The organism is Acinetobacter sp. YH16056_T, from assembly GCF_024605895.1.
Classification (GTDB): domain Bacteria; phylum Pseudomonadota; class Gammaproteobacteria; order Pseudomonadales; family Moraxellaceae; genus Acinetobacter; species Acinetobacter amyesii.
The window spans coordinates 2,854,954-2,872,147 of the sequence record NZ_CP094545.1; the positions used below are offsets into that span (position 1 = coordinate 2,854,954).

The 17,194-nt window shown below is 42.3% G+C and carries 16 protein-coding genes; 6 read left to right on the forward strand and 10 right to left on the reverse strand.

Features of this window, described 5'->3' with window-relative positions; genetic code table 11:
* Nucleotides 1-104 precede the first annotated feature (104 nt).
* Nucleotides 105-1,259, reverse strand: a complete 1,155-nt coding sequence (locus MST17_RS13885; RefSeq protein ID WP_180026606.1) for a glycerate kinase — start codon at nucleotides 1,257-1,259, stop codon at nucleotides 105-107.
* Nucleotides 1,260-1,342: 83 nt separating this feature from the next.
* Between MST17_RS13885 and MST17_RS13890 the strand changes: the two genes are divergently transcribed.
* Complete coding sequence (locus MST17_RS13890) at nucleotides 1,343-1,792, forward strand: carboxymuconolactone decarboxylase family protein (protein WP_180026607.1); 450 nt, start codon at nucleotides 1,343-1,345, stop codon at nucleotides 1,790-1,792.
* Nucleotides 1,793-1,869: 77 nt separating this feature from the next.
* Here the strand turns inward: MST17_RS13890 and MST17_RS13895 are convergent, their stop codons facing one another.
* The 7 genes from MST17_RS13895 to MST17_RS13925 form a co-directional block, all read right to left on the reverse strand.
* Nucleotides 1,870-2,442 (reverse strand): HdeD family acid-resistance protein, encoded by a 573-nt coding sequence (locus tag MST17_RS13895; RefSeq protein ID WP_180026608.1) that lies wholly within the window; start codon nucleotides 2,440-2,442, stop codon nucleotides 1,870-1,872.
* A 126-nt stretch (nucleotides 2,443-2,568) separates the two neighbouring features.
* Nucleotides 2,569-3,327: a hypothetical protein gene (locus MST17_RS13900; RefSeq protein WP_180010184.1), complete on the reverse strand. Its 759-nt coding sequence runs from the start codon at nucleotides 3,325-3,327 to the stop codon at nucleotides 2,569-2,571.
* 1 nt (nucleotide 3,328) lies between these two features.
* Nucleotides 3,329-4,132 (reverse strand): NYN domain-containing protein, encoded by an 804-nt coding sequence (locus MST17_RS13905; protein ID WP_180026609.1) that lies wholly within the window; start codon nucleotides 4,130-4,132, stop codon nucleotides 3,329-3,331.
* A gap of 91 nt (nucleotides 4,133-4,223) precedes the next feature.
* Entirely contained in the window at nucleotides 4,224-6,866 is a 2,643-nt protein-coding gene (topA, locus tag MST17_RS13910; RefSeq protein ID WP_180026610.1) for a type I DNA topoisomerase, read from the reverse strand.
* Nucleotides 6,867-6,904: 38 nt separating this feature from the next.
* Nucleotides 6,905-7,354, reverse strand: a complete 450-nt coding sequence (locus MST17_RS13915; RefSeq protein WP_180005286.1) for an ammonium transporter — start codon at nucleotides 7,352-7,354, stop codon at nucleotides 6,905-6,907.
* A 70-nt stretch (nucleotides 7,355-7,424) separates the two neighbouring features.
* A complete protein-coding gene (locus MST17_RS13920) occupies nucleotides 7,425-8,426 on the reverse strand; it encodes a hypothetical protein (RefSeq protein ID WP_180024467.1) in 1,002 nt (333 codons plus the stop codon).
* Nucleotides 8,427-8,558: 132 nt separating this feature from the next.
* Nucleotides 8,559-8,804: a SlyX family protein gene (locus MST17_RS13925; protein WP_078189840.1), complete on the reverse strand. Its 246-nt coding sequence runs from the start codon at nucleotides 8,802-8,804 to the stop codon at nucleotides 8,559-8,561.
* 34 nt (nucleotides 8,805-8,838) lie between these two features.
* Between MST17_RS13925 and MST17_RS13930 the strand changes: the two genes are divergently transcribed.
* The 4 genes from MST17_RS13930 (at nucleotide 8,839) to MST17_RS13945 (ending at nucleotide 13,858) form a co-directional block, all read left to right on the forward strand.
* A complete protein-coding gene (locus MST17_RS13930) occupies nucleotides 8,839-10,743 on the forward strand; it encodes an ATP-binding cassette domain-containing protein (RefSeq protein WP_180026611.1) in 1,905 nt (634 codons plus the stop codon).
* Nucleotides 10,744-10,928: 185 nt separating this feature from the next.
* Nucleotides 10,929-11,690, forward strand: coding sequence for a 3-oxoacyl-ACP reductase (locus MST17_RS13935; RefSeq protein WP_180026612.1), 762 nt, complete (start codon nucleotides 10,929-10,931; stop codon nucleotides 11,688-11,690).
* Nucleotides 11,691-11,777: 87 nt separating this feature from the next.
* Nucleotides 11,778-12,713, forward strand: coding sequence for an LpxL/LpxP family Kdo(2)-lipid IV(A) lauroyl/palmitoleoyl acyltransferase (gene lpxL, locus MST17_RS13940; protein ID WP_180026613.1), 936 nt, complete (start codon nucleotides 11,778-11,780; stop codon nucleotides 12,711-12,713).
* Nucleotides 12,714-12,745: 32 nt separating this feature from the next.
* On the forward strand, nucleotides 12,746-13,858 hold the full coding sequence (locus MST17_RS13945) for a glycosyltransferase family 4 protein (RefSeq protein ID WP_180026614.1): 1,113 nt from the start codon (nucleotides 12,746-12,748) through the stop codon (nucleotides 13,856-13,858).
* 177 nt (nucleotides 13,859-14,035) lie between these two features.
* Here MST17_RS13945 and MST17_RS13950 read toward each other — a convergent pair whose 3' ends face one another.
* Together MST17_RS13950 and MST17_RS13955 are read right to left on the reverse strand one after the other, a co-directional pair.
* Nucleotides 14,036-14,341, reverse strand: a complete 306-nt coding sequence (locus tag MST17_RS13950; protein WP_257223129.1) for a hypothetical protein — start codon at nucleotides 14,339-14,341, stop codon at nucleotides 14,036-14,038.
* Nucleotides 14,342-14,712: 371 nt separating this feature from the next.
* Entirely contained in the window at nucleotides 14,713-15,840 is a 1,128-nt protein-coding gene (locus tag MST17_RS13955) for an endonuclease/exonuclease/phosphatase family protein (protein ID WP_180026615.1), read from the reverse strand.
* Nucleotides 15,841-16,023: 183 nt separating this feature from the next.
* Here MST17_RS13955 and asd point away from each other — a divergent pair, with 183 nt between their 5' ends.
* Complete coding sequence (gene asd / locus MST17_RS13960) at nucleotides 16,024-17,142, forward strand: aspartate-semialdehyde dehydrogenase (protein ID WP_111884081.1); 1,119 nt, start codon at nucleotides 16,024-16,026, stop codon at nucleotides 17,140-17,142.
* The last annotated feature ends 52 nt before the right edge of the window (nucleotides 17,143-17,194 follow it).

Below are 17,194 nucleotides of genomic sequence, written 5' to 3' on the forward strand. Positions count from 1 at the left end.
TAAAATTGGGTTTGGCGATTTAATTTTACTATCTCGCTATTTTTTTAATCAACAAATGTCAACAGACCCTAGTCTTTTATTATAAAAAAATCATTACTAAAATTTCAGTCCCTTATAATATTGTATCTACATCTAATAGCCCTAACCACATTCTTGCAACACCATTCTAAATTTCTCTTACCATTTTTTAATGCATCTTCCAACTTACAATCTGGTGGATTAATCCCAACAATCTGTGTGAAACCTAAATCATAAAGTTCTGTTATTTCCTCACCCACTAGACCAGCAAAGGCGATCACGGGTTTATTAAACTTTTTTGCAACCTGCGCCACACCAAATGGTGTTTTACCTAACTTGGTTTGATGATCAATTTTCCCTTCACCTGTCAGCACATAATCTGCCTGTGCTATTTTTTCCTTCAACTGAGTTTGTTCAATGACCAATTCCACACCTGATTGCATCGATGCACCTGCAAAAGCCATCAACCCAAAACCTAATCCACCTGCAGCACCTGCACCTGCTACATCACGTAAAGCACAACCCAGAGTCGCTTCAACCACATCGGCATAATGACTGAGGTTCTGATCTAACTGACGCACCATCTCCTGCGTTGCGCCTTTTTGCGGGCCAAAGATATGGGATGCACCATTTTCACCACATAGTGGATTAATGACATCGCTGGCAATGATGATCTCTGTGTACGTTAAACGTGAGTCAAGCTGCGTCAAATCAAGACTATTAATTTGATCCAGGTAACCACCACAAACTGCTATTTCGAAGCCATTTTCATCTAAAAATTGCGCCCCCAAGGCCTGCGCCATACCTGCACCGCCATCATTGGTCACACTCCCGCCCAAGCCAATGATAATTTTACTTACTCCAAAGTCTAGAGCAGCCTTGATCATTTCGCCCGTACCATAAGTTGACGTCAGTAATGGATTTCGCTGAGCCATATCGACAAGATGAATTCCATTGGCTTTTGCCATTTCAATCACTGCGGTTTTTCCACCGTCGATCAAACCGAAATATGTCGTCACACCTTGATTGGGCAAAGGACCTGTAAGCGCTATCGTCACTTTTTGACCGTCGCAAGCACTGAGCAACGCATCTACAGTTCCCTCACTGCCATCTGCCATTGGCACAGCGATGACATTTGCGTCAGGTATGAGCTTTAAAATTGCACGCTGCATCGCGTCACAGGCTTGTTGAGCACTCATACTTTCTTTAAATGAATCGGGCGCAAGAACAAAAGTGGTCATCTAAATGCTCAAAATAAAACTTGTCCTCAACCATAACGGTTTTAAAATAGCAGGTATATCTAAAAACATCAGAAAGGCTCGAAATGTCACGAATCAATCTAGGTCAGTCTGCACCTGAACAGTATAAAAAAGTTGCAGAACTTGATGCACTGGCAATGCAAAAAATAAATGAGTCTGGCCTAAGTGAAGGTTTAGCCCATTTACTGAAATTACGTGCATCCCAAATCAACGAATGTGCATTCTGTATTCGCATGCATGCGCAAGATGCACTTAAAACAGGTGAAAGTATTGAACGCATTAGCCTACTCAATGCATGGCGTGAAACTGCGTACTACGATGAAAAAGAACGTGCAGCTTTGAGCTTGATCGAAGCAATTACATTGATTGCCGAAGGCCAAGTTCCCGATGCAGTTTATGAAGATGCTTTGCCCTTTTTAACAGATGAACAAATCAGTGCCGTGGAATGGCTGGCTATTGTGATCAACACATGGAACCGAATTGCAATTAGTAGCCGCTATAGCGTTAAACCTTAACGGGTTGTACACATTAAAAGTGAATAAAAAAAGAGTGCCTCAGCACTCTTTTTTTATTTATCAGATCCGCAAGAGGTTTACTGCTCTGCTGAGCTTTTCGGCACTTCACGTCGAATATAAGAAGCCAAAGTAAGGTAGTTGACCCCTTGGAATAAAATATCAACCGCCAAGAATAATCCTAATACCCAAAATGGCGCATCAGGCGACATCAAAATGATCCCCCCCGTAATCAAGGTCAATAGACCTGAAAATAGCGTCCATCCCCAACCTTGAAATGCTCGAAATAGCACAGCATTAAAGATACGAATGACCCCTGCAATAATCAAGATGATCGCCAATAAATTAGTTAGGACAATGGCCGTTTTAACAGGCGTTGTAAAGGCATAATAGCCTGCGACCAAATACAGCACACCAAATAGTGCCCAGAACCAGCGGTAACCGCCTTCAAAAATTTTAAATGCTGCAATGAAATGGATTACGCCACCTAACATCATCAGCACACCAAAAATATAAATCACCGTAAGTGTCGCAAATGGCAAAGCTGCCAAAAGGACCAATCCGAAGACCACCAATAAAGCACCTAAACCGAGATACCACTTACGGTTTTCATGGAGCTGACTGCGAATTAAATCGTTGCCTACTGTTCTCATGTTTTTTCTCAAGTTATTCGTTATTCAATGGATTATGCAACTTCATGATGAAGAAAAATGAAAGAAAAGTCCAAATCTTATCCACACTGCCAATTGAAACTGTGGATAAAATACGCTTTATCCACATTATTTGTTCCATCCCACTTCAATCGCTGTGACGTCATTCACCACAGTATCAGCTAAATCTTCAGGCATTTTACTTTGCGTCTGTGAGGTAGGAATATGCCCTGCCATTAATTCAGCTTTGCTTTGTGGAAACAAAGGCTGCCGCTGGGGCTCTGCATAACCGACAGGGAAGATTGGCTGACCTGTGGCCAAATCATACTTATCCGTTGCACCAAAAGCGTGTAATAACTCATGGGCTAAAACGATTTTATTCTGCGCAGTCTGTTTATTCGATGCAAATAAATTCACCGATCCAATTCGACCATTTTCCAAAGCTGTGGAATGTTTAAGTTCTTTGGTTTGAGTCGGATCGTAATAATTTAAAAATAGCGTCACACTCGAAACACCATCTACATTTTCATGCTGCTGCCAAGCATAGTAGCGGAATTTCAAACTCCATAAGATAACGTCCAACATGCCAGCATCATTGGGTACTTTGGGAGGTAAAACTTTCAGCTCACGACCTAACTTAAAATACACATAAGTCGGTTGTCCTCGGTATTTCTGTGCCGTCGTTTGTAAATATTGTTGAACATCGTTTAAATCATTGACAGAAAGCTGCTGTATATAAGCTTGTGTGCTCTCTCGACCATCTGCATTAATTGGATGTAACAATACAAAGATCGGTTTACTCCAGTCTTGATTTTTGTCTTTATAGGCATTGACTGCGACAACCAATAAAATCAACAATAAACACAGTACCCGAATTTTTTTCCACATTTTAAATCGTACTCTGCTTTTTTATCTTTCTTAAATACATTTGACTCATTTCTATTTTTGTTTCAAATAAATTTAGCGTTTTAATTAGTCCAGATAATTTTGCTCGACCGTAGTTTCTAGAATCAAAGTCAGGTTTGACTGCGCTGATATATTGCCCAACCATACTTAAATTGGCCCATCCATTTTCATCCGCATTATCTTTCACAGCTTTATAAATCAAATTTAAAGTGGGTTTATCAATGATTTCAGTGATTGTATTCTCTTTAATCTGCACAGATGGCTTTGGTTCACTTACTTTTGTATTTTCAATGACTTCTTTAATTGGTGAATTAATAAGATCTTCTTCAGTATTTTTTAGCTCATTATCTTGCAGTAAGTTTTCAACATAAATAAATTTATCACATGCTTTTTTAAATGCCTCTGGCGTCGACTTTTTTCCAAAACCGTAAACACTTAGCCCATTTTCACGAATTCTAGATGCTAAAGGGGTAAAATCACTGTCGCTTGAAACAATACAAAAGCCATCCAATGCACCTGCATACAGCAAATCCATCGCATCAATGATCAAAATCATATCCGTTGCATCTTTGCCCTTTGTGTAAGCAAACTGCTGAACAGGTGTGATGGCATGTGGAAGTAAGACTTCACGCCAATTTTTTAAGGTTTCGCTGCTCCAATCTCCATAAACTCGTTTAACACTTGCGATTCCATATTTTGCAACTTCTTCCAACACATATGGAATAGCATTGATCGATGAGTTATCCGCATCTATGAGTACAGCAAACTTTTTCGTTTGAATTTCCACTATTCCCCCCAATCATTTTTATCATTTAAATTTTGATTAATTCTGACATAAAAAATGCCGACTGAAGTCAGCACTTTATTGGTTTTAAAACTTAAGCCTCAACCCACTTACCGTCTTGGTACACCAAAGACCATTTGGTTTGCTTGCCTTCAGCATTTTCAGAACCAATATATTGCGCTTGGTTCTTACGGCTGAATTTCACCAATGTAGGATTTCCTTCAGGATCGACATCCGGTGCTTGCAAGATGAACTGATACTTTGCATCCAACTGATCTGCGACAGAACGTAGTTCAGCCACTTTCGGTGCACGAGTTTCACGAACTTTCGGGAACTTACTTGCAGCTAAGAATAAACCTGCTGCGCCATCACGAAGGACAAAGAAGTCATCATGTTTGGTTGAGCGTAAGTGTTCCATTTTTATTGGATCTACACGTGGAGGTGCCGGCTGACCGCTCTTCAACACTTTACGTGTATTATCACAGCTATTACATGCAAAGTATGGACCGAAACGGCCTGTCTTCAATTGCATTTCGCCATCACATTTGTCGCACGGAATGGTTGGGCCATCATACCCTTTGATTTTGAACTCACCTTCTTCAAGCTCAAAACCAGCACAGTCTGGGTTATTACCACAGATATGCAACTTACGACCGCCATCAATCACATAGCTGTCCATGGCTGTTTCACAGATTGGACAGCGTTTTTTCGACATTAAATCTGCTGTTTCAGCCGAGTCATCGTCAGACAGTGCAGCCAATGATTCTACAGGTGTCAGGTTTAAAGTTCCCTTACAACGCTCTTTAGGCGGTAAGTTATAACCTGAACAACCCAAGAACACTCCTGTAGTCCCTGTACGAATCTGCATCGGACGATCACATTCTTTACAGTGCACCGCATCCACTTCTACAGGTAAATTACGGCGCATGCCATTTTCACCCTGAGCTGTGGTTAAGCGTGTTTTAAAATCACCGTAGAAGCTATTGAGTAACTCTTTCCAGTTACGATCACCATCGGCGACTTTATCCAGCTGGCCTTCAAGGTCTGCCGTAAATGCATAGTTCATCAAGTTATTAAAGTTTTCATCGAGACGGTCTGTCACGATTTCACCCATTTTCTCGGCGAACAACCGACGGTTATCGAGCTTCACATAACCACGGTCTTGAATGGTTGAGATAATCGCAGCATACGTCGATGGACGACCAATCCCTTTTTTCTCAAGCTCTTTGACCAATGATGCTTCAGTGAAGCGCGCAGGTGGTTTAGTAAAGTGTTGAGATGGATCTAATTTTTCAAGCTTGAGTACTTCCCCAACTTTTACAGCAGGTAGCAGTACATCATCATCCGATTTGTTTTGGCCACGCACTTTAGTGAAACCATCAAAGACCAATGTACGGCCTTTGGCTTTGAGTTCAACACCATTGGCATTGACTAAAATCGTTGATGATAAATATTCTGCAGGGGTCATTTGACATGCAACGAACTGACGCCAGATCAGGTCATAAAGACGCTGCGCATCACGCTCTACACCCACCAAACTATCGCCTTTTAGCGCAACATTTGATGGACGAATCGCTTCATGGGCTTCTTGCGCACCAGCTTTATTGCCATAGCGATTTGGTTTAACCGGTAAATATTTTTGTCCAAACTCAGTTTCAATATGACCACGAACCATATTTACAGCGTCATCACTCAAGAATGTTGAGTCTGTACGCATATAAGTAATAAAGCCGGCTTCATATAACCGCTGTGCCAACATCATGGTTTTCTTCACAGAAAAACCTAAACGTGTACTTGCTGCTTGTTGCAATGTAGACGTGATGTATGGCGCACTTGGATTAACCTTGGTTGGTTTGTCTTCACGTGCTGAAACTGTGTAGTCGGCATCTTTAATCAGGTTCAATAAAGCATCCGTTTCAGCTTTATTGTGCAGTTTTAAAGTCTTGCCATTTTGCTTCACCGCTTCTAAGCGGATATCGTCTTTCTTCGACTTGGTATCTGCAAAAACTTGCCAAAATTCTTCTGGAATGAAGGCACGAATTTCACGTTCACGCTCAACCACAAGTTTAACAGCCACAGATTGCACACGACCTGCCGATAGACCACGGGCGATTTTTTCCCATAAGAGTGGCGAGATCATAAAGCCCACAATACGGTCGAGGAAACGACGGGCTTGCTGAGCATTGACTTTATCTGTATCGAGGCGAGAAGGATGTTTAAACGCTTCTTGGATGGCATTTTTGGTAATTTCGTTGAACACCACGCGTTGATAACGTGAGTCATCACCGCCAATGACTTCTTTTAAATGCCAAGCAATCGCTTCTCCTTCCCTATCCATATCCGTTGCGAGATAGACCTCGTCAACTTGCGATGCAAGCTTTTTCAGTTCCGCAACAACATGTTCTTTGCCCGGTAGGACTTCGTACTGTGCCTTCCAGTCATTTTCAGGGTCTACACCCATACGATTAACCAAAGCTTTTTGTGCTTTTTTGGCTTTTTCAGCTTCAGTTAATTTTGCACGAGTTACTGGCTTTTTCTCTGCTGTTTTACTCGAGCCGCCTGTAGGTAAATCACGGACATGACCCACCGATGATTTTACGATGTAATCAGAGCCCAAATATTTATTGATTGTTTTCGCTTTTGCAGGCGATTCCACAATCACTAACGCACGCTTTTTCCCAGCATCGGCAGATTTTGCTGTGGTACTTTTAGATGTGGACCGAGGAGCGTTCGCCATAGTTAACCATCATTCCTGTTTAATAGGTTTTTTAAAATTTAAAGTTCAGCCAATGAATGTAAAAATGCTTTCATATCTTCAAGCTGTGTGGCTCTTAAGTCAGATTCTTCGTTCCAATAGAGTCCTACACAGTTTGCCTGCATATCAATAGCATAAATGCCCTTTAATGTAATGGCTAAATCCTTGAACTTGTCATCACCATGTACCAGTTCAAGTTTGTCATCGACCACTAAAGCACGCATTAAAGGCAAACGCGCATCTGGAATCAGCACACTGTAATACGCCACCATACTGGCACGTTTTTCAGAAGCCATTGGAATCTTGGTCCAAGCAGGTGCAGCCACTAAACGTGGGTGCAGCCCCATCTTACGCGCCTTCTCGCGCATAATGCCTAAGGCTTTTTCTCTAGGATTTACTCGAAGTCCAAAAATCGACCCAAGTACAAAGACCACAATAAAAACAGTAACCCAGATTCCAGTATTTTCCATAGCACAACCTTTATATTCCTTTATTAGAGTTGCATAAGCGCAATATAAAACGCAAGTTCACTCGATAAAATTAATTCAGGAACATCTCGTGGCTATACAGCACTTCGTGACCATTCCAATAGATATATCCTTTTTCGATCAACTCTTTAAGTAATAGTCGAACATCAGATTGTGGGAACATTTGCTCCAATAAATCACGTAAGGCGTAGATATCTTTTGGTTTATCTGACTTTAATTCATGCAATTTTCGGATCACTTCCATTTGCACAGGATCAATCTTATTGAAATTTTTAAATAAGCCTTGCTGTGCAGCCTGAATCATCGATGCCGTATCATCAGTATTTGAGGTTTGTTCTTCGAGTGAAGCAGTAAATGCATTCAGGTCTGTTTTTATCGGCAATGCTGTTTCAGCAGTCGTATTTAAATCTAGCTGCACCCATTGTTTGAGTACTTTTTTTCGAATCGAAATTTGCTCATCAAAGCGTTTGACGATTTTTAGATTGATCAACATACCGACCAAATGCTGAGCTTTTTCGCTAGAGACTTGCAAAATATTCATCAATGAGTTTTTCAGTTTATCCAAACTGTTGGGTTTGCCACTGAGTTTTTCCAGACCATCACAATAGTGTTTAATCAGTAATAAATCAGGTTTATTCCGAATGGTTTCTAGGTCAGGAATTTTATACTTCACTTTATGTGAAACTTCTTGTTCTGACTGAATTTGAATGAGATGTGCACTGAGTCCAGAGCCATCCAATTGTTCCATCAGTAATTCAATATCAGGCATTGCTGAAATGACTTCAATATGCGCATCTGGATCCATCAAGGCCATCAGTTGCCCCACAATCACCGCATATTCAAATTCTTTTTGCGGTGTTTCTGGAATATCCAAAACCACCAATTGACCACTCGCGATCCACCCTGCAATTTCAGTCAAATCTTCAAGTGCATATTCAAATTTTCCGCTGCAGCTAAACACATACAAAGTACTGTAATGTTCAATGATATTGCGCAATAGATTTGCTGTGGGCGGGTTATTTTCCAAATCTAGCAGGACAACTTTTTGACTCATGAGATGAAATAATGGGTTTCGATCAGCAGATGCGGTGCATTAGACCTGTCACGCTGCAAAAGGTCAAATAAATTTACACCAATCCACAGCTTTGGCGCTGATTCGTCATCTGCCTGTCATTCAATAGTGACATTAATAATGCGGTGGGCGGTTGGTCATTGGGTCAAATGCCGCAATACCTTCAGATAAATCTGCCGATTCAATACGACGATACAACATCTGCATTTGTTTCTTTAAATCAGCGATTTCGGCGTTTTGACGCGCAACTTGATCATTCAATTGATCAACTAAATCATCTAAAAATGCAATTCGGACTTGCAAATCTTCAATGGGTGCGGAAAATGACGCCTGTTCATCAAGATTTTGTTGTGTAGTCAATTTACACTCCTCATATAAGATTTCAGGAAACATTATGGCCTATATTACCTTAAGGGACGTCCAGCTTGCGTTTGGCGGACCTTCCCTACTCGACGGCGCGAACTTCAGTTTAGAGCGTGGCGAACGAGTGTGTTTAATCGGTCGTAATGGTGAAGGTAAGTCTACTTTACTTAAACTGATTGAGGGAACTTTATTGCCAGACGGCGGTGAAGTTTCATTGCAAAATGGCATTACGATTTCAATGCTTGCTCAAGATGTACCCATGGATTCGGGCAAAGTCGCTGATATTGTTGCCGATGGTGCAGGCGAAGCCGCTACTGTACTGCGTGCTTATCATGAAGCCAGCGAAGCCTGCGTACTCGGCGATATGGACGCCTGTGAGCGCATGGGTAACTTACAACATCAGATGGATCAAATGGATGGCTGGTCACTTGAAACCAAGGTGAATGCCATCCTCAGTAAAATGGGCCTAGACCCAGAAGCTGACCTTGCAGATTTGTCTGGTGGTCGTAAGCGTCGTGTTTTATTAGCACGTGCTCTCTTAACGCAGCCCGATGTATTGCTACTCGACGAACCGACTAACCATTTGGACGTTGAAAGTATTGAATGGCTCGAAAAATTCTTACTCGATCAAAACAATTTAACCCTGTTGTTTATTTCGCATGACCGTTCATTTGTCGACAATATTGCGACTCGTATTGTGGAACTTGACCGCGGCATTTTGCGTAGCTATGAAGGTAACTATTCACGTTACCTCGAACTCAAAGCTCAGCAAATGGAAGCGGAAGAAAAGCAAAATGCGCTATTCGATAAAAAACTTGCTGAAGAAGAAGTGTGGATTCGTCAGGGCATTAAAGCGCGTCGTACCCGTAACGAAGGTCGTGTTCGTGCCTTAAAAGCCTTGCGTGAAGAGTCTAAAGCGCGCCGTTCCCAACAAGGTAAAGTGAGCATGGCAACGCAAGATGCGCAGCGCTCAGGTAAAGTGGTCTTTGAAATTGAAAACTTAGCTGTGCAATTTGGCAACAGCGCGCCAATCATCAAAGATTTCTCGGCACTGGTATTACGTGGTGACCGTATCGGCTTAGTCGGTGACAACGGTGTGGGTAAAACCACCCTTATCAAAGCTATTTTGGGTGAGCAAGAACATACAGGTACAGTAAAAACAGGTACACAGCTTGAAGTTGCTTACTTTGATCAGCTTCGAAATGCACTTGATCTTGAAAAATCAGTGAAAGATAACGTCTCTGAAGGCTCAGACCATGTCGATGTAAACGGTAGCCGTCGTCACATCTACAGTTATTTACAAGACTTTTTATTCTCTCCAGAACGCGCACGTACACCAGTTAAAGCACTGTCTGGGGGGGAGCGTAACCGTATTCTGTTGGCTAAACTGCTACTAAAACCATCGAACCTTATCGTGATGGACGAACCGACCAACGACTTGGATATGGTGACGCTTGAACTGTTGGAAGAAATGCTCAGCGCTTACAAAGGCACACTGTTACTGATTTCGCATGACCGTGCCTTTATGGACAACGTGGTGACTTCGACTTGGGTATTTGATGGTAAAGGTCAAATCGATGAATACATCGGAGGTTACCAAGACTATTTGGAACAGCGTCCTGACCAAACTGTCGTGGATCAAAAAAGCGACGTGAAAAAAGCCATGGCTAAAGCCGAAGCAGCGGCTGCCGCTGCCGTGCCTAAAAAAGTCAAGCTCAGCTATAAAGACCAACGTGCCCTAGAACAACTGCCGACTGAAATTGAAGCATTGGAACAAGAGCAAGCTGAATTGTCTGAAAAATTAGCTGACGGTTCTTGGTTCATGACTGACGCCGAAGCTGCGACCAAAGCATCACAGCGTCTAGCTGAAATTGATGACGAAATGCTAGAAAAAATGGAACGTTTAGATGAGCTAGAAACGCTCGCTAAAGGCTAAATCTACAAATATTCCACACAGAAAAAGCCGTATTTCGATACGGCTTTTTTATGTCATATGACTCGACTGGATGGCTAACCTAAATGACGCTGTTTCAAATTGGAGCATACAGCGTCTGTAAAGACGATTCCGCAAATGTGAAATGCTTGCTATGGTGACGTTCAATATAAGATTGAGTCACGAGCATGCAAATTTCAGATCAAATTGTCTTGGTTACAGGAGGCGCACGTGGCCTCGGTTTGGCGATTAGCCAAACTTTAATTGCTGAAGGCGCACGCGTGGTCGTGAACTATCTATCCAGTCAAACTGCGGCAGAACAGTTGGCGACCGCATTTCCTCAGCAAGTGTTTGCCTATCAAGCAGATGTCACAGATAAAGCTCAAGTAGAACAGCTTTTTGCCGCAGCAGAAGCACATTTTGGTACCACGATCACCTCTGTCGTAAATAATGCCCTCATCCATTTTCAATTTAATGGCGATGCCCGTCCTAAAATGGAAGAACTGACTGCACAGCACTTACAGCAACAGTTTGATGGCGCAGTCGTCGCTGCACTCAACACCACGCAAGCGGCGCTTCCCAATATGAAAGCACAGGGTTTTGGTCGCATTGTCAATATTGGTACCAACCTAGTACAAAACCCCGTCGTGCCTTACCACGACTACACTGCAGCAAAAGCGGCACTTTTGGCCTTCACTCGCACAGCGGCGCATGAGCTAGGTGAGTTTGGGATTAACGTCAATATGCTTTCAGGCGGCTTATTACAAAGCACCGATGCCAGTAAAGCCACACCCGATGCCGTGTTTGATTTAATTGCGGCATCAACACCTTTACGCACAGTGACCACGCCTGAAGAATTTGCTGCGGCCATCATGATGTTCTTGTCCCCTTACTCACGTGCAGTCACCGGGCAGAATTTGATTGTCGATGGCGGTTTAGTCAAAGGTTAAGTCTAGCGCAGCATGAGTTTGAACTTTCTCTTTCAATTCAGCTTCATGCTAAACTGAACCCTATTTTTTAATCTTTGATTTAGCCCTATGAGTCAAAAGCCAACATATCAACCCGGAAAATTCCAATGGTCTTTCTTACTTCCTCAGTATTGGGGAATTTGGATAGGGATTGTATTTCTTATGATTTTGGCGATTCTTCCATGGGCAATTCAGTATCGCCTTGGGCAATTCCTCGGTTCTGTTGCATTTAATAATCTCAAATCACGTCGTAAAACCACGATTCGCAACTTGGAAGTTTGCTTTCCTGAATGGACGGCAGAACAGGTTGAAGCCAATGCAAGACAGGTTTTTATCGACCAAATGATTGGTATTTTTGAAACCTTAAATGCATGGTACAGCCCGCAGTGGTTCAAAAATCGGGTGCAAATTGAAGGCTTAGAACATATTCAAAATGCACAAGCTGAAGGCAAAGGTATTTTACTCCTCGGCACACATTCTACCCTGCTCGATGCTGGTGGCTATTTATGCGCACAGTTCTTTGAGCCGGATGTGGTTTATCGTCCGCAAAATAATCCGCTGTTGGATATGTTGATTGTGCGTTGCCGTGCCACCATCTATGCCAACCAAATCGACCATGATGATATGCGTGGCTTAATTCGCAATCTGAAAAATGGCCATGCCATTTGGTACAGTCCCGATCAAGACTTTGGTTTAAAACAAGGGGTCATGGCTCCGTTTTTTGGTACTCCCGCAGCCACTGTTACTGCGCATCGTCGCTTATTAAAAATTGCTAAAGCCGAGGCGATCCCGTTGTATTTTTATCGCGACGGCGACATCAGCAACCCTCAATATCATGTGCTGATTGAACCTGCTTTAGACAATTTTCCGAGTGAAGATGAAGTTTCGGATGCTGTTCGAACCAATAAAATTATTGAAAATCAGCTACGAATCGCACCGACACAATACATGTGGTTCCATCGCCGCTTTAAAACCCGCCCACAAGGCTATGACAAAATCTATTGAGTTCAACTCAGCACATAAAAAAGAGAAATGCTATGAAAGTAATGCAGCTTTTACCTGAATTGAACAGTGGTGGTGTCGAGCGAGGAACCTTAGAAATAGCTCGTGCTTTAGTGACCGCCGGTCATGAGTCCTTAGTGGTTTCAAATGGTGGCCGTATGGTGACTCAATTGGAAGCCGAAGGCTCAACTCATCTCACACTCGCAATCCATAAAAAAGCCTTATCAAGCTTATGGCAAATTCGTCCTCTACGTAAACTGATTGAGCAACATCAACCAGATATCGTGCATGTGCGCTCACGTGTCCCCGCGTGGCTCACGCATTTTGCCCTCAAAGAGATTCCTGCAAACAAACGACCTCACCTGATTTCAACTGTACATGGCTTTTATTCGATAAATCGCTACAGTCAAATCATGACGCAGGCTGAAAAAGTCATTGCGGTCTCGGATAGTGTTGTCAAATACATCACGGACAACTACAAAAACTGTCCTACCAAGGACATTGTGCGTATTTATCGTGGCATTGACCCCGCTGCTTTTCCGCATGGTTATCAACCCTCAGCACAGTGGCTCAATCAAACCCTAAAAGATTTCCCTGAACTAGAAAATAAGCGTCTGATATGCTTACCAGGCCGTATCACCCGTTTGAAAGGTCATGAAACCCTGATCCATTTAATGGAACAGCTACAAACACAGTATCCCGACGTACATGCGGTGGTGGTCGGGGGTGCTGATCCGAAAAAAGCAGCTTATTTACAAGAAATGCAAGACAGCATTGCGGCGAAAGGACTGAGTGATCGGATTACTTTTGTCGGTCACCGTTCAGATATCCGTGAATGGTTAGCTTTTAGCGATTTGGTTTTATCTTTGTCGAGCCAAGCGGAAACCTTTGGACGGACTGTACTCGAAGCACTGTCTGTCGGTACACCTGTGATTGGTTGGAACCGTGGTGGCGTAGCTGAAATTTTATCGAATGTCTATTCGCAAGGTTTAGTCACTGTCGATGATGAAACACAATTACTCGACACTTTAAAGTTGCATTTAGACCAACCACAACACGTGCAGCCTATCAGTATGTTTAGTTTAAAAGAGATGTGTGACCAGACTTTGGAGTTGTATACGCAGGTGGTCTCTCAGCATTCAGCTTGATTGACTACACGCCATAGATCTTTGCTGTGCAGGATAACGCTCTGGAAATATTTTTAATTCAGCAACTAGATCTGCATCTAGAAAGGATATTGTGAAATGCACAATATCCTTTTTTATTATGAATGACTCAATGGTGATTCAACCCTACTATTTAGCCCTTCAATTTCGCGCTTCCACTTAGCCCTTCCACACACGGTATCGAGCCATTAACCAGAGGATTAGCGGCAGTAACAAGACATTCAAAATATGTTGCAAACTTTGCCCTATACGCCAATAACCTCTATCTAAAATATCATGGCGTGCATTAAACAATTCCAACCCCACTGCGACGACCACAACGGTCCAAATCGCATAATGTGATTTCAATTGGCGGTGATGGCAAAAGGCCACAAAAAAGAACAGGATTAAGCCAAGGTAAATGGAAAGTGCATCCGTAGATAAGTGTGTAATCTGCAATATTTTCTGGTACCATTCGGACAGCATAGAACGCCTCATACCTATATTTTTATTGGAAATTCATCGCTTTTTTCTTGGCACACTGTATAAAGAAATTGATCAAAAGAAAAGCAAAAATATCTATATCATAAAAGCAAAACCCGAGTTCTGCATCCTGCAAAACTCGGGTCTATGAGGTTGTGCTTTCACAAGTATTCTTTTTATTTTTTATTGGCTTTCCTTTCCTGCATCCGTTCCGTGATGCTTCCATCGGCTTCGTCTTCCTTAGTGGGATGTTCCGTTCCCAGTTCCATGTGCCGATGAACAAAGAATAAGTCAATACACTTGACCTGACCATTCGTCAGAAGCCGAAAGCTGTGTAAGCTATTTCTTACACTTTTCTCTTAAATCAAACAAAATCAAGGTGCCTTCGTACCATCCTTATAATCATGGGCGATTTCATCAGTCACAATCTTCTCCTCTTTCTCAGCTTTTTCTATACCCTCCTGAATTGCCTCTTGCGCTTCTTGTTCATCTTCATCTGTTTGCTCTAATTCTTCTTGGATTTGCTCAAATACCCTGCCTGTTTGCAGCACCACATAGACTGGAAAATGGTCTGAACCGATATTGGGCAAGCGTTCCATATGTACCAATGCAAAATCTGTACTATGAAAAATATGGTCGAGCGACCAACGCAGCAGTGGATAATTGGCATGAAAGGTATTTACGAAATGACGTCCAACACGCGGGTCTAAAAGCCCACTGATTCGTTGAAAGAGTCGTGTAGTACGTGACCATGCCACATCATTCAGGTCCCCCATAACGATGCAACTTTCATCTAAATCTTTAATCTGATCGCCCACAATCAGCAATTCTGCATCGCGTAAAGTTGAATCTTTGGCTTCTGTTGGACTTGGCGGTTTGGGATGTAAACAATACAGTTGAACCTGATTTCCTGATGCTAAGGTGACTCGGGTATGGATCGAAGGAATTTCATCACTGAGAATAAATTTGACTTCAGTTTCACTAAGTTCTAACTTGCTATACAAATGCATGCCATACAAATTATCCAAAGGTACGGGTACGCGATAAGGATAATCAGCTTCAATCACTGCCAATTCATTTTGCCAAGTTTGATCTGTTTCTAGCGTGAGTACTAAGTCAGGTTGATGCTTTTGTATTTGTGCCAATAATAAGTGATATTGAGTATTCGGCGTAAGTACATTTGAGACAATGATTGAAATTTGTTTCTGTTTGTCTAACTGGTCTGATCGAACTTTTTTGACTTGTTTTTTCCAAAGAAAGGTATAAGGCAAAACCATTTTTAATTGATATGCCAAGGCAGCAATCAACCCAATTAAAATGATTTCACGCGCCAAGTCCCATTCAGCATTCCATAAAATTAGGCCCATGAAGGCGAATATGCCCAAAGCTAAAATTTGCAGGCGCGGAAAATCTGCACCACGAAACCACCATTCATCTCGTGGGATCAGTGACCAAAATGTCAACCAAATGACGAAGCCCGCCAGTATTTCAAACCAAATCATCACGCCTCCCTTATATTCTTTATTTTTTATTGATTCATAAATTTATATCAGTTTTGCATGTAACATAAACAAGATATATTGCACAATATTATTGGTGTTTTCATTATGTAGCGCTTGCAGTTATGCGCCCTTTTGGTACACTCGAACCCCCTTTTATTTTTTAACGCACCGAGGCAAAGTGACATGAAAGTAGGTCTGGTCGGTTGGCGCGGGATGGTTGGTTCCGTCCTTATGCAACGTATGGTTGAAGAAAACGATTTCGCTCATTTCGAACCGTTTTATTTCTCTACCAGTAATGCAGGTGGTGAAGCCCCTGCTTTTGGTGGTAAGACTGCCCCAGCACTTATGGATGCAACGGACATTGATAGTCTGAAGCAAATGGATGTCATTATCACCTGCCAAGGTGGCGATTATACAACTGAAGTTTTCCCTAAGCTGAAAGCTGAAAACTGGAATGGTTACTGGATCGATGCTGCATCGACTTTACGTATGGATGATGAAGCGATCATCGTACTTGACCCAGTAAACATGAACGTAATCAAAGACGGCTTAGTGAAAGGCACAAAAACATTCGTGGGCGGTAACTGTACCGTTTCACTTATGCTGATGGGTTTAGGCGGTCTATTCCAAAATAATTTAGTGGAATGGGCAACCTCAATGACTTATCAAGCAGCTTCTGGTGCAGGCGCGCAAAACATGCGTGAACTGATTTCAGGTATGGGCTACTTGTACAACAATACCAAAGATTTACTAGATGACCCACGTTCACCAATTTTAGATATCGATTCTAAAATTGCACAATTACAACGTGGCGAAGGTTTCCCATCTGCAAACTTCGGTGTGCCTTTAGCGGGTTCTCTCATTCCTTATATCGACAAACAGCTTGAAAGCGGTCAGTCGAAAGAAGAATGGAAAGGTCAAGTTGAAACCAACAAGATCTTAGGCAACCAGCAAATCGTTCCAATCGATGGCCACTGTGTCCGTATTGGTGCAATGCGTTGTCACTCACAAGCATTGACTTTAAAACTTCGTAAAGATGTTCCACTGGATGAAATCGAAGATATCATCGCAAGTGCCAACGATTGGTCTAAAGTGGTTCCGAATACGCGTGAAGCTTCAATGACTGATCTGACTCCTGTTGCTGTAACTGGCACCTTGTCTGTTCCAGTTGGTCGTCTACGTAAGCTCAACATGGGTAAAGAATACCTAGGTGCATTCACTGTGGGTGACCAATTGCTTTGGGGTGCTGCTGAACCTTTACGTCGTATGCTAAGAATTCTCATTGATTATAAAACTGCTTAAGCATTTTTAAGTCTCTGAACAAGAAGCCGATCACAATTGATCGGCTTTTTTA

Bases quoted from the DNA above. Each gene is read 5' to 3' on its own strand.
- MST17_RS13885 (WP_180026606.1), bottom strand. From the start codon at position 1,259: ATGACCACTTTTGTTCTTGCGCCCGATTCATTTAAAGAAAGTATGAGT.
- MST17_RS13890 (WP_180026607.1), top strand. From the start codon at position 1,343: ATGTCACGAATCAATCTAGGTCAGTCTGCACCTGAACAGTATAAAAAA.
- MST17_RS13895 (WP_180026608.1), bottom strand. From the start codon at position 2,442: ATGAGAACAGTAGGCAACGATTTAATTCGCAGTCAGCTCCATGAAAAC.
- MST17_RS13900 (WP_180010184.1), bottom strand. From the start codon at position 3,327: ATGTGGAAAAAAATTCGGGTACTGTGTTTATTGTTGATTTTATTGGTT.
- topA (WP_180026610.1), bottom strand. From the start codon at position 6,866: ATGGCGAACGCTCCTCGGTCCACATCTAAAAGTACCACAGCAAAATCT.
- MST17_RS13915 (WP_180005286.1), bottom strand. From the start codon at position 7,354: ATGGAAAATACTGGAATCTGGGTTACTGTTTTTATTGTGGTCTTTGTA.
- MST17_RS13920 (WP_180024467.1), bottom strand. From the start codon at position 8,426: ATGAGTCAAAAAGTTGTCCTGCTAGATTTGGAAAATAACCCGCCCACA.
- MST17_RS13930 (WP_180026611.1), top strand. From the start codon at position 8,839: ATGGCCTATATTACCTTAAGGGACGTCCAGCTTGCGTTTGGCGGACCT.
- MST17_RS13935 (WP_180026612.1), top strand. From the start codon at position 10,929: ATGCAAATTTCAGATCAAATTGTCTTGGTTACAGGAGGCGCACGTGGC.
- lpxL (WP_180026613.1), top strand. From the start codon at position 11,778: ATGAGTCAAAAGCCAACATATCAACCCGGAAAATTCCAATGGTCTTTC.
- MST17_RS13945 (WP_180026614.1), top strand. From the start codon at position 12,746: ATGAAAGTAATGCAGCTTTTACCTGAATTGAACAGTGGTGGTGTCGAG.
- MST17_RS13950 (WP_257223129.1), bottom strand. From the start codon at position 14,341: ATGCTGTCCGAATGGTACCAGAAAATATTGCAGATTACACACTTATCT.
- MST17_RS13955 (WP_180026615.1), bottom strand. From the start codon at position 15,840: ATGATTTGGTTTGAAATACTGGCGGGCTTCGTCATTTGGTTGACATTT.
- asd (WP_111884081.1), top strand. From the start codon at position 16,024: ATGAAAGTAGGTCTGGTCGGTTGGCGCGGGATGGTTGGTTCCGTCCTT.